This window comes from Desulfobacula sp. (assembly GCF_030611305.1).
GTDB lineage: Bacteria > Desulfobacterota > Desulfobacteria > Desulfobacterales > Desulfobacteraceae > Desulfobacula.
This window is the reverse complement of record NZ_JAUWQB010000023.1, coordinates 1-12356: the sequence shown is the minus strand read 5'-3', so window position 1 is coordinate 12356 and position 12356 is coordinate 1. Positions and strand designations below refer to the sequence as shown.

At 42.1% G+C, this 12356-nt stretch carries 10 protein-coding genes; 5 read left to right on the top strand and 5 right to left on the bottom strand.

Annotated elements, in window-relative coordinates:
• Nucleotides 1–101: 101 nt before the first annotated feature.
• The 5 genes from QAI40_RS06475 to QAI40_RS06455 form a co-directional block, all read right to left on the bottom strand.
• Nucleotides 102–851: a fumarylacetoacetate hydrolase family protein gene (locus tag QAI40_RS06475; RefSeq protein WP_299979508.1), complete on the bottom strand. Its 750-nt coding sequence runs from the start codon at nt 849–851 to the stop codon at nt 102–104.
• A 255-nt stretch (nt 852–1106) separates the two neighbouring features.
• Nucleotides 1107–1919 carry an epoxyqueuosine reductase gene (locus tag QAI40_RS06470; protein WP_299979505.1) on the bottom strand — a complete coding sequence of 271 codons (813 nt, stop codon included), beginning with the start codon at nt 1917–1919 and terminating at the stop codon, nt 1107–1109.
• 201 nt (nt 1920–2120) lie between these two features.
• The gene (locus tag QAI40_RS06465) at nt 2121–2507 is read right to left on the bottom strand and encodes a secondary thiamine-phosphate synthase enzyme YjbQ (protein WP_299979502.1); all 387 of its coding nucleotides are present in this window, start codon (nt 2505–2507) and stop codon (nt 2121–2123) included.
• Nucleotides 2508–2579: 72 nt separating this feature from the next.
• Nucleotides 2580–4583: a transketolase gene (gene tkt / locus QAI40_RS06460; protein WP_299979499.1), complete on the bottom strand. Its 2004-nt coding sequence runs from the start codon at nt 4581–4583 to the stop codon at nt 2580–2582.
• 31 nt (nt 4584–4614) lie between these two features.
• Nucleotides 4615–5484 (bottom strand): radical SAM protein, encoded by an 870-nt coding sequence (locus QAI40_RS06455; RefSeq protein ID WP_299979496.1) that lies wholly within the window; start codon nt 5482–5484, stop codon nt 4615–4617.
• 231 nt (nt 5485–5715) lie between these two features.
• Between QAI40_RS06455 and QAI40_RS06450 the strand changes: the two genes are divergently transcribed.
• From QAI40_RS06450 to QAI40_RS06430, 5 genes are all read left to right on the top strand, one after another.
• The gene (locus QAI40_RS06450; protein ID WP_299979493.1) at nt 5716–6621 is read left to right on the top strand and encodes a DMT family transporter; all 906 of its coding nucleotides are present in this window, start codon (nt 5716–5718) and stop codon (nt 6619–6621) included.
• 127 nt (nt 6622–6748) lie between these two features.
• Nucleotides 6749–8671 carry a molecular chaperone HtpG gene (gene htpG, locus QAI40_RS06445; protein WP_299979490.1) on the top strand — a complete coding sequence of 641 codons (1923 nt, stop codon included), beginning with the start codon at nt 6749–6751 and terminating at the stop codon, nt 8669–8671.
• The gene (gene rimO / locus QAI40_RS06440; RefSeq protein ID WP_299979488.1) at nt 8668–10008 is read left to right on the top strand and encodes a 30S ribosomal protein S12 methylthiotransferase RimO; all 1341 of its coding nucleotides are present in this window, start codon (nt 8668–8670) and stop codon (nt 10006–10008) included. The genes htpG and rimO overlap by 4 nt, the downstream gene beginning before the upstream one ends.
• The gene (locus QAI40_RS06435; RefSeq protein WP_299979486.1) at nt 10005–10988 is read left to right on the top strand and encodes a polyprenyl synthetase family protein; all 984 of its coding nucleotides are present in this window, start codon (nt 10005–10007) and stop codon (nt 10986–10988) included. The genes rimO and QAI40_RS06435 overlap by 4 nt, the downstream gene beginning before the upstream one ends.
• Before the next feature lie 5 nt (nt 10989–10993).
• Complete coding sequence (locus tag QAI40_RS06430) at nt 10994–12256, top strand: hypothetical protein (protein WP_299979483.1); 1263 nt, start codon at nt 10994–10996, stop codon at nt 12254–12256.
• The last annotated feature ends 100 nt before the right edge of the window (nt 12257–12356 follow it).

Genomic DNA, 12356 nt, shown 5'->3' with positions numbered 1-12356 from the left:
GCATTTTGATAGGTTGTTGATAATTTATACCGGTAATCATCCATAATATTTTTATGCACGACGATTTCATGTACCATCTGCACAAACAGCAATTCTTTTAATCATAAAACACCTCTTTTTTTTAATTTTAAATCAATGACATGATTTATTAGCGGTTGGAAGCCACTAATACGGCATTCAATAATATCACTATTTTTTAATGGTACTGCTCCAGGTGTCCCGGTTGAAATAATATCTCCTGGAAGCATCGTCATGATTTGTGAATGATACGCAACTAAAAAATCGAGTGGAAATGTCATGTTTGCAACAGTGTTTTCGGCATGTAATTTACCATTGATAATTGTTTGGACTTTGAAACTGAATACATCTTTTATTTCTTCAATTGTATATAAAATTGGCCCAAAACTAAAAAAGGAATCAAAACTTTTGGATTGTGTTAAATTTCGAGGATTCCTTTTTAGAATATCTTCTGCTGTCATATCGATAATCGTTGTGACTCCAGCGAGAACAGAACGCCAATCATCCCGCCTCACATTTTTACACTTTTTTCCAAAAATCAGTCCGAGTTCTGCTTCTCCTGTAGTTTTTTCTGATAGTATCGGGATTTTTATTGTATCTTGATGACCAATAATCGCGGTATCGGGCTTCATAAAACTCGCAGGTTCTGAGACAGGTACTTTTTCAGAAAGGTCTTCCGCATGAGCTTTATAATTTAAACCAATTCCCCAAATTTTTCTCGGTCGACGATACAGAGGTGCAAACCGGATCTTTTTTTTCAGGATAGAGATTTCCTTTAATTCTTGAGTTAAAACGTCACTGTTTTGATAAAACCATTTTTTTATTTCTTCCAATCTTTCTTCAGCAAGTATGCTGAATAAATCATGCGGCCAATTTTTATTAAATCGCTCATTAATGAAAGGTATGGGTAAGCAACCATAATCTGTTATAATACCGGCAACTTCTTGTCCATCAAGTAGAATAGTAGCAATTTTTATAATACAGTCCTATATTCAAATCTTCAATAAAGGGTTATAAGCCAATTTTTAATTAACGTCCTGTTCTTTTGGGATTTTAGATTCACAAGGAACCTTTGTCTGGCAGAGACCTCAGCCATATCCGTCAAGGGCATAGTTTGATATCACATAATCCTTGGTAACAGGAACAAGGTGTTTATAGCACAATTCTTTATTTTTTCCAGCTTCAGTGATAGCTCCTGCAGGACATCTGGATATGCACTTTCCACAAACGCCTTTGGTAAAAAAGAGGCAGTATTCATGGTGATCTTTATAAGGTCTTGGCGTGGGAGAAACCGGAATTTGGGCAATAATGGAGCCTGTACGCATTGCCTTGCCTAAGGGAGTGATAAGCCCGTCACAAAGGCCGAATGTTCCAAGTCCTGATGCATAAGCTGCATGTCGTTCAGACCAGGTAGAGGCATATCCGTACTTTGGCGAGATTCTTATGCTGAATTGGGGAGTGAGTACAGGGGCGACTGCCCTGTATCCTCCTGACTCCAAAGATGTCACAACATGTTTTCGGAGGATTTCATTGGTTTCTTCACCAAAAATGCGCCCTCTCGCCCATCTTTCAGCAGGATAAAATTTTTCTTTTCGGTTATCGGCCTTGGTGGCATTATTATGCGGCAGAATCCAGCTAATGACCGTCAGTTCCTCAGCCTTTATGCCAAAATCCCTGAAAGTAACAGTAAATATTTCCAAAGGTGTTAAGTAGAACGGCCCCACATGATCTTTATACGCCTCATATAAAGGATCGTCTCCTCTTGAAAACCCTACCAGCGGCATTTCAAAGGCTTTATCATTGTTTTGATTTTTTAATGTGTTTTCAGGCGAGGTTTCAATGAAATCTTTTATTGTTTTTTCTATCCATATGGCATTCTCTGCAGATTTATCTATATGCACAATTTCACCTCCCGCAGCATTTTTTTGTTGGACTTTTGTATGGTTTTTTGAATCATGACCTTACCAACGCCATTAATAATGAATAATCATGATGATTAAAATACCACAATAATTATCACTGCAATTTGACAACTATCTGGGTAGGAAGGAACTTTCTGACAGGCAACATAAATTTTATATTCATAATGATTTGATTAATCATCAGAGGATTTTAATATTCACCCGCCGGTTTCTGGGGCCGTCAAATTCACAGAAATAAATACCCTGCCAGGTGCCAAGAACAAGAGAGCCGTTTTCCAAAGGTATGGTTTCGGAAGGGCCGAACAGGCTGACCTTTATGTGCGCGGCAGAATTGCCTTCCATGTGTTTGAAATGATCATCCCAGGGGATCACCTTGTTGATGGTATTTAGAATATCTGTTTCAACGGCAGGATCTGCATTTTCGTTAATGGTGATCGCGGCGGTGGTGTGCATGGAAAAGACATGGACAAGGCCGTTTTTTATTTTGGATTCTTTTACAGCATTTTGAACCTGGGAAGTGATATCGACCATCTGGGTTCTTGCGTTTGTTTTAACACTGATCTGCATATTCTGCCTCCTTTTTTAAAACCCGGGAGCCAAAGAATTTTTGGCACCGGGTTAGATGCTACTTAAGGTTTGTTATTTTAAAAGATCAAGCGCGTTATTAACGATATTTTCCGGGGAGAATCCATACTCCTTGAGTACGGTTTCGCCGGGTGCTGAAGCACCGAATTTATCAATGCCGATGGTTTTACCTTCCTGGCCTGTGTATTTTTCCCATCCCATGGAAATTCCTGCTTCAACAGCCATTCTTTTTGTCACACCGGACGGCAGAATTCTTTCCCTGTAGGATGCAGGGGCCTTTTCAAAGAGTTCCCAGGACGGCATGGATACCACGGCAGCTTTGATGTTGTGATCTTTTTCAAGTGTATCGGCTGCCTCAACGCAGATATGGACTTCGGAACCAGTGGCAATGAGAATCATATCCGGGTCCATGACATTTTTGACTGTATACGCTCCATAATTAAATTCGCCGTCCCGCCGGGATACATCAAGGGTGGGCAGTTTTTGGCGGCTTAGTATCAATGCGGTGGGTGAATCAATAGTTTTTAAAGCCTGTTTCCAGGCAAGAGCCGTCTCATTGGCATCGGCCGGCCTTACAACGGTAAGACCCGGAATAGCCCGCAGCGATGCCAGGTGTTCAACCGGCTGATGGGTGGGTCCGTCTTCGCCCACAGCAACGCTGTCATGGGTAAACACATAAATCAGCGGTAGTTTCATTAATGATGCCATACGGATGGCCGGGCGCATATAATCGGCAAAAACCATGAAAGTCCCGCCATAGGGTCGGATGCCGGAATGAAGATACATACCTGACATGATGGCACCCATGGCATGTTCACGAACGCCAAATCTAATATTTCGTCCTTCCCAGGCATCTTTTTGAAACTCGGTTGAATTGTTAAGATAAGTTTTATTTGACGGTGCAAGGTCGGCAGATCCCCCCATTAATGCAGGTAGACTGTCAGCAATGGCATTGAGTACCTGGCCCGATGCAGCCCGTGTGGCAATGGGTCCGTCTTCAGGATCGAATTGAGGAATATCTGCATCCCAGCCCTCAGTTAAAAAGCCGCTGACAGCATCAACAAACTTGTCAGCATGTTCCGGGTATTCAGTTTTATAGTCGTTAAAGATGTCCTGCCAGCTTTGTTCAAACCCTTCTCCATATATCAGGGCTTTTCTACAGTTCTCCAATACCTCTTCGGGTACATAAAAATCCTTATCATCCGGTACTCCATAAAACTGCTTAACCAGCTTAATTTCGTCCACTCCAAGGGGTGCGCCATGGGCATCGGAAGAGTCCTGTTTGTTGGGGCTGCCATAGGCAATATGCGTTTTTATCTGTACCAGTGTCGGTCTTGCAACAGCATCTTTGCCTGCCTGGATGGCTTTCTGGATTTCTGCAAGGTCGTTGCCGTCTTCAACCGTGACCACATGCCAGTTCTGGCTTTCAAATTTTGCTTTCACATCTTCTGTAAATGAAATGTCTGTTTTTCCTTCAATGGTAATGGAATTGTCATCGTAAAGGCAGATCAGTTTTCCAAGTCCAAGGTGTCCTGCAAGGGAAATCGCTTCAAGGGCAACCCCTTCCATGAGATCCCCATCACCGCACATCACATAGGTATGGTGGTTGATAAGTTCTTTTTCTTTCATGTTGAATCTGGCTGCCAGATGACATTCTGCAATGGCCATGCCCACAGCATTGGCAATTCCCTGGCCCAAAGGACCGGTTGTGGTTTCAACACCCGGGGTATCTCCGCGTTCAGGATGTCCCGGGGTTCTGGAACCCCATTGTCTGAAGTTTTTCAGATCACTAAGTTCAAGGCCATAACCCATAAGATAGAGAAGGCTGTAAAGCAAAGAAGAGACATGGCCTCCGGACATAACAAAGCGATCCCTGTCGATCCATGCCGGGTTTTTGGGGTTGTGTTTTAAAAAGCGTTTGAACAAAACATATGCTGCAGGCGCTAAGCCCATAGGTGCACCCGGATGTCCGGAATTTGCTTTTTGAACCGCATCCATACAAAGGGTTCTGACTGTGCTGACGGTTAATTGATCAAGATTTGTTTTGGCTTGGGCCATTGTTTGTTTCTCCTGTGTCATTCAATTTATGTTACAAGGCTCTCATGAATTCCGGCTTAAGCTCCACCTTTCCTTTGAGCGCCTGTGATATCAGTTCAAGTGTTTTTTCTTTTTCCTGGGGCAGTTTTGCCCTGATGGGAAGATAGTTGGATGCATGGTTTGCATGGAAAAGCCCGTCTGAAAGATGGGTAGAGGCGATCATCAATCCCAGTTCTTCAAGCATTTCTTCCGGGTTGATGAGTTCAAAATCCCCCTTTTCATGCTGATCGTTGAGTTCGGTACCCGGTACCAGCATCAGGGTTAACGCCCCCACAAAATCCGGGTCAATGGCAGATAGAACCCTTCCGGTTTCCCTGGCATGGATTTTAGATCTTTCCCGTCCTCCAAGACCGAGAAGAACAGTGATAGACAGCTGAATGCCGGCTTGTTTAACCCGTTTTCCCATTTTGATCATTTTTGCGGAATCAGCACCTTTTTTAATTTCCTTTAAGATCTGATCATCCCCTGATTCAAGACCCATATAGGCGATTTTAACTCCCAGGTCATGCAGCTCTTTTAATTGTTCATCGGTTTTCATGCCAATACTTTTGGTGTTGGCATACAGGCCAACCCTTTCCACCCAGGGAATCCGCTCCTTTATCTGTTTAAGAATATTGACCAGTCTTTTCTGGGGAATGATCATGGCGTCTCCATCACAGATAAACACCCGGTTCTGCCTTTTACAGTGTTTTCTGGCAAATTCTATATCTTTAAAGATCACATCATCTTTTTTTATATTAAAGCGTTTTTCCCTGAATGTGCCACAGAATGTACATTTATTATGGGAACAGCCTAAAGTGACCTGTAATAAAATACTATCGGCCTCACTTGGCGGCCTTATCATCATACCTTCATAATGCATATCATCAGATTCCTTAAAAATTAAAGCCAATTAATAGCAGGTATTGTCAAAAAATTCAATGTGTTGATTTGGTTCAAGTCCTCTTTGATTAAACATTTTAATAAATATGATCCGGGAGGTTTTTAAATCGCAAGATTCGGGTGGCTAAATCTATTAATTTAGTTTATTAATTTGGTTTGTCTTATTGTAAAAGCTATAAACCGCTTTTGGTTTTAAAAAGGAAAATACAGAATGGAAAATATGAATAAGGTTATGGGGGCCAGACTATGGTTTCTCATCATCATTCTTTCAATTATCTGGGGGGCATCTTTTTTCTTTGTAGAGATTGCTGTAAAAAGGATGACACCTTTGACCATTGTGCTATGCCGGGTGGGATTTGCCGCCTTTCTCCTCTTGGGATTTGTTCGCCTTACGGGACGTGAAATGCCAAAAAATCTTGGTATCTGGGGAGCATTTCTGGCCATTGGTATGCTGAATAATGTGATCCCCTTCAGTCTTATCACATGGGGACAAAAATATATTGATTCAAGCCTGGCAGCTATTTTAAATGCGACGACGCCTGTTTTCAGTGTGATTCTTGCCCACTTTTTAACAAAAGACGAACCGCTGACAACAAACAGGCTGGCAGGCGTCTTATTCGGATGGATGGGTGTAGCGGTTCTGATTGGCATAGAAGCCTTAAGCGGTGTTGGAATGAAGATCGCGGGTCAGACCGCTGTGCTGGGTGCAGCTCTGCTCTATGCTATTGCAGCTATTTTTGGTCGCAGGTTCAAGGAGTTTGACCCTGTGGTTGTGTCAGCAGGAATGCTGACAGGCTCTACCATTATGATGATTCCTTTGGCATTTATCATCGAACGGCCATTCACCCTTGACCCCGCACTTGTGACATGGGCTGCTCTTTTCGGGCTTTCCGCCGTTTCAACAGCTTTGGCCTATATTATTTATTTTCATGTACTGTCCAAGGCAGGAGCCACCAATATCTTGCTGGTCACCTTTTTAATTCCCGTGAGTGCTATATTCCTGGGAATGATGGTGCTGGGAGAAACGCCTGGATGGAATGTTTTTGCCGGCATGGCATTAATTTTTATGGGATTGATCTTTATTGACGGTCGGCTGTTAAAAAGATTTAAAAAATAATACGTTTACAAAACCTTTATTGACGCTGAAATTCCCCTGGCATACCTTGACATTTTGGTTTTTGCTACAATTATTATAAAAAAATAATTTATTTTAATAATTAAAAAAACAAAGAACAGGAGTAAACATGGGAACAAAAAAAACACGTAAGTTTAAAACCGAGGTGCAGCAACTCTTGCACCTGATCATCAATTCTCTGTATTCCAACAGGGAAATATTTGTACGGGAGCTGATTTCAAATGCTTCTGATGCCATTGACAAGGCAAGATTCAAAGAACAGACAGATCCGGATCTGTTTGTCGATGATAATGATTATCATATTCGTCTTACCCTTGATTCTGAGAATAAGACTTTCGAGATTTCCGATAATGGGATTGGAATGACCTTTGATGAGGTTAATGATAATATCGGGACCATTGCTCAGTCAGGCACGGCTGCATTTATGAAAGTCGTGGAAAATTCCAAAAAAGAAAACACATTGTCACCTGAACTGATCGGCCAGTTTGGTGTTGGATTTTACTCGGCATTTATTGTTGCCGACAAGGTCAGGCTCGATACAAAGGCACCGGGTGAAGAATCGGGTGTCAGATGGGAATCGGACGGGAAAGGATCTTATACTGTTCAGGAGATCGAGAAAGAAAGTCGCGGCACAACAATTATACTTAATTTGAAAGATCCTGAAGACGGTGATCAGGATTTTACAGAAGAATACACCATCCAGCATATTGTGAAAAAACATTCTGATTTTGTGACTTATCCTGTCATCATGAATGTTGAAAAAAGTGAGCCCATTCCTGAAAATGAGATCATTAAAGATTCAAAAGGCAAACCCATTGGTGATACCTTCAAAAAAGTCAGGAAAGATGAAACCCTGAACTCCAGAAAAGCCATCTGGTCAAAAGCCAAAGAGGATGTGACCGATGAAGAGCATGAAGAGTTCTACAAACATATCAGCCACAACTGGGACAAACCGCTGGAAACTATTCATAAAAAGTTTGAGGGAGTAACCGAATATGATGTCTTGATGTATTTGCCTTCCAAGGCGCCTATGGATCTGTTCAGACCGGAAAGAAAGCATGGGATGCAGCTGTATTGCAAGCGCGTTTTTATCATGGATGACTGCAAGGAGCTTTTGCCGGAATATTTTGGGTTTGTTCAGGGCGTTGTGGATGCGCCGGATTTAAACCTTAATGTGAGCCGTGAGATTCTCCAGGAAGACCGCCTGGTCAGAAATATTAAGAAAAACCTTGTTAAACAGATTTTTTCCGCGCTGGAAGGTATGGAAAAAGAAAAGTACGAAGAATTCTATGTTGAGTTTGGCCAGGCCCTGAAAGCCGGTATCCCCACGGATTTTGAAAACAAGGAAAGGCTGGCATCTCTTTTAAGATATAAGACCACCAAGTCAGACGGTAAATATGTCACTCTGGACGACTATATTGAAAATATGAAAGAAGACCAGAAAGAGATTTATTATCTGACTGGTGAAAGTCTGACATCCTTAATGAACTCTCCTTTGCTTGAGTCCTTGAAAGCAAAGGATTATGAAGTCATTTTAATGGTAGATCCCATTGATGAATGGGTCACCCAGTCTCTGCCCGAGTATAAGGAAAAGAAACTTAAGAGTGCGGAGAAAGGGGATCTTGATCTTGAAGAAGTGGATGATGAAAAGAAAAATGAATACTCGGCTCTCCTGTCCTTTCTTAAAGGAAAGCTTGAAAAAAAGGTCAAGGATGTGGTGGTATCCAACAGGCTTAAAGATTCTGTCTCCTGTCTGTCCGGCGATGATTATGGCATGAGTGCTTACATGGAAAAAATCATGAAAGCTTCGGGTCAGAAAACACCGGATCAGAAAAGGGTGATGGAAGTCAATGTCAACCATCCTGTTATGGGCAAGATGAAAGAAATTTTTGAGACCGACACCACCAACCCGGTTTTAAAAGATTATAGTGATCTTCTGTTTGATATTGCTGTCATCAGTGAAGGCGGCAAACTGGATAATCCTTCAAGATTTTCCAAACAACTGGGAGACCTTATGACCCAGGCAATATGATCACTTTCCTTGAGACCCTTGGATGCTCAAGGAACCAGGTTGACAGCGAAATCATGCTGGGGAAGCTTGTAGGGGCAGGTCACATGATAACGCATGATCCAACCCTTGCCCAGGTGATTATTGTCAACACATGCGGATTTATATCAACAGCCTCTGATGAGGCTGTTGATGTTATTTTGGAAATGGCAAAATTCAAGGAAACAGGAAAATGTGAAAAGCTTATCGCCACCGGATGCCTTGCCCAGCGGTATAAGGATGATGAGAATCTTGTTGCCACCCTGCCTGAAGTGGATGCGTTTTTAGGCACCGCCGCTATTGATCAGATTGTGGAAGCCGTTGAGAACGAAGAAATCAAACCCTTAATCCTTTTTCCTGATCCCAACAAAAGGCCGTTCCAGGACCTTTCCTTCCAAAGAGAGCTGATCACGGGTTCTTATGCTTATATCAAAGTGTCAGAAGGATGTAACCGGAAGTGCACCTATTGTATTATCCCTAAACTTCGAGGTACCCAGCGGTCAAGACCAAAGTATGATATCTGCAAGGAAGCCAAAGATCTTGTCTCCCGGGATGTCAAAGAGATTATCCTGACGGCTGAGAATACCACCGATTATGGTCAGGATTTTCAAGATAAAACAGGGTTTGAACACGTTCTTACATCTTTGGCAGACACCCTGGGAAAGGAGCGTGTCAGAACACATGTCTGGATACGGTTTTTATATACCCATCCCAATTCATTGACAGAACCGGTCATGCAGGCTGTAAAAAAGCATAAAAACATTTGTTCTTACTATGATGTCCCCATCCAGCATGCCTCTTCGAATATACTCAAAAAAATGGGACGGCCTTATACTAATGAAGATCTTTATGCGCTTTTTAAAACCATCAGGAAGATTGATCCCGAAGCTGTTTTAAGAACCACTATTATTGTGGGATTCCCAGGTGAGTCTGAAGAGGATTTCAACATAGTGATGAAGTTTATTGAGGATATTAGATTTGACCATTTGGGTGTATTCACCTATTCTGATTCAGAGGATCTTAAGTCCCATCTTTTAAAAGATCATATCCCTTACGATATTGCAGAACAAAGACATGACATGATCATGGCAGCCCAGGCCAAAATTTCAAAAACAGTGAATGAAAAATTATTGGGCAAAACTTTTGAAGTCCTTGTTGAAGAAAATCCGGAACCCGGTGTGTACATTGGCAGAACCATGTTCCAGGCTCCGGAGGTGGACGGGATTACATTTATTTATGCTAATGGGCTTGAAATAGGTACCATGGTTAATGTAAGAATTACAGATGCGTTTGAATATGATATTGCCGGAGAGATTGCATGACAAAAGGGTTAAAACAAAGAATCATTAAAAGGGCGGCAACGGATCTGGAAAAGGTAGAAATTGCCCTTGAGCATCTCTTGAATCCTAATCTGGAGCTTGTTAAAGAGATTGCTTCCCACCTTCTTTTCAGCGGCGGAAAACGGCTGAGACCGCTTCTGATGATTCACAGTGCAAGGCTTTGCGGTTATAACACTGGCTTTGAAATTCAGTTTTCCATTATTTTTGAATATCTTCATGCCGCCTCCCTTTTACATGATGATGTAGTGGATGAAGCAGATATCCGGCGTGGTAAAAAAGCTGCCCACACAAAATGGTCTGCTCCCAAAGTTGTGCTGACAGGAGATTTCCTTATGGCCCGCGCCCTTGATATTGCAGCAAAAGCAAAAGAACCGGATATCATCTCAGTTATTGCGAAAATTACCCGGGATATGTCCCAGGGGGAAATAGACCAATTGACGAAAAAAGGAAAGCTTGATCTTTCTGAACAAGAATACCTTAAAGTCATTGAAAGAAAAACAGCCGTTTTGATCCAGGGGGCCTGCCAGTGCGGGGCCATCCTTGCAAAGGTAGAAAAAGAAAAAGAAGATGCGCTGAATCAATACGGGTTTCATTTAGGAATGGCCTTTCAGATGGCTGACGATCTCTTAGATTACACGGCAAGTGCCCAAGACTTAGGAAAAAATCCAGGCGCAGATATACGGGAAGGAAAGCTGACCCTGCCGCTGATCCACAGCCTTGCCAACGCATCTCCAGAGGATAAGGCGTGGATGCAGGATGCCATATCAGCAGTAGAGTTCAATCCGGATCAGTTTGAAAAATTAAAAGAAAAATTATATGCGTATAAGGGAATCGAATATACCCGAAAAAGAGCACAAGGTCATGTAAAAAAAGCAAAGGCATGCCTGGATGGTTTTGGAGACTCTGAATCTAAACAGCTTTTGTGTCTGATCGCAGATTATTCCATTGAAAGAAAGGTATAAGAAGGATGTTTAAGAAAACGCCAGCTATCGGCTTCATTGTTTTATTCATCGGTATCATATTCATATCCGGGCAATCATTTGCAGCCAACCGTTCTGATGTATTAACCGGTGTGACCGCAGGCAAAAGAAAGGTTATCAATCATAATATCCAGCAGGCCGAGCAGAAGGCAGTATCAGACGCTCTCGATCTTGCGGTTCAAAATGCCGTTGTTAAACTTTTATCAAGACATGTTTTTGCATCCAATCTTGATTTTTTTTACAATCAGATACTCTCCCATACATCGGACTACATTATTACGTACCGCGTTCTTGGCGGAATTGAAAACAAAGGCCATTATCTTGTGGGTGTGGAATCCAAAGTGGATATCAAGCTGCTTGAAAAGACACTGACCGATGCCAGAATACTCAATGCCAACCATGATAAACCCGTGATTCTGTTTTTTATCGCGGAAAAGACCCCATCGGATCTTCTGCCTAAATACTGGTGGGGAAATAATCCAATACCTTACCAGTCTCTTGCAGAACAAATTATTATCAGCAAAATGCTTCAGGATCGATTTATTGTTACAGGAAATGACGTGGAGCGTCCCGATCCATCTTTCTATAATATTACGTTTGATGCTATCTATGATATTGCTGCTGCCAAGGATCTTGGCAGGGAAATGAAAGCCGACATGATTGTGTTTGGGAAAGCAAGCTCGTCAGAAGCCATCAACCGTATGGGTGAAGAAAAAACCTTTAATGCGAAAATCAATCTGGAAGGATACAACCTTGAAACCGGAGAAAACGTCATTACATCACAGGTAGAGGCTACGGTAAAAAGCGATATGGACAAGCAGGGAAATATAAATGCAATTGTTAAGGCCGCCAACCTGTCAGCCAAGGATCTGAGTGAAAAAATTGATGCATACTGGGCACAGAATCTGAGAACAGAGCATGCCTTTGATATCATAATAGAGGGGGAGAATTTTCTGCCCAGGTTTATCGCATTAAAGCAAAGATTTAAACAAATGCCCAGGATTGAGAACATGCAGCCCAAAGAACTGGGGTCAAACTATGCGGTTATGCAAGTTTTTTATAAAGGGAAACCGTCTCAGTTTGCCGATGCACTCATGCTGAAAACCTTTGATTCTTTCGGATTGGAGATTTCAGATGTAATAGATGATATTGTCTTCATCAAGTTTATTGAAAAAGATCAACCCACCCTGTTTGATGAGTCTCAAAGTACGATAGATCCAGTGGAGGGAAAACAGAATACAACAGAATAAGCTTTAGTCTAATGTGAAAACCCTGGCCCTCAGGGCCAGGTCAGAGTGCAGAGGCTTTGCCATCTGTACGACTCATGTTACTCTATGATCGAGTTGTCCC

What these genes read in the sequence shown, in the direction of transcription:
- QAI40_RS06465 (WP_299979502.1), bottom strand. Translation starts at nt 2,507, where the DNA reads ATGCAGATCAGTGTTAAAACAAACGCAAGAACCCAGATGGTCGATATC.
- tkt (WP_299979499.1), bottom strand. Translation starts at nt 4,583, where the DNA reads ATGGCCCAAGCCAAAACAAATCTTGATCAATTAACCGTCAGCACAGTC.
- QAI40_RS06455 (WP_299979496.1), bottom strand. Translation starts at nt 5,484, where the DNA reads ATGCATTATGAAGGTATGATGATAAGGCCGCCAAGTGAGGCCGATAGT.
- QAI40_RS06450 (WP_299979493.1), top strand. Translation starts at nt 5,716, where the DNA reads ATGGAAAATATGAATAAGGTTATGGGGGCCAGACTATGGTTTCTCATC.
- htpG (WP_299979490.1), top strand. Translation starts at nt 6,749, where the DNA reads ATGGGAACAAAAAAAACACGTAAGTTTAAAACCGAGGTGCAGCAACTC.
- rimO (WP_299979488.1), top strand. Translation starts at nt 8,668, where the DNA reads ATGATCACTTTCCTTGAGACCCTTGGATGCTCAAGGAACCAGGTTGAC.
- QAI40_RS06435 (WP_299979486.1), top strand. Translation starts at nt 10,005, where the DNA reads ATGACAAAAGGGTTAAAACAAAGAATCATTAAAAGGGCGGCAACGGAT.
- QAI40_RS06430 (WP_299979483.1), top strand. Translation starts at nt 10,994, where the DNA reads ATGTTTAAGAAAACGCCAGCTATCGGCTTCATTGTTTTATTCATCGGT.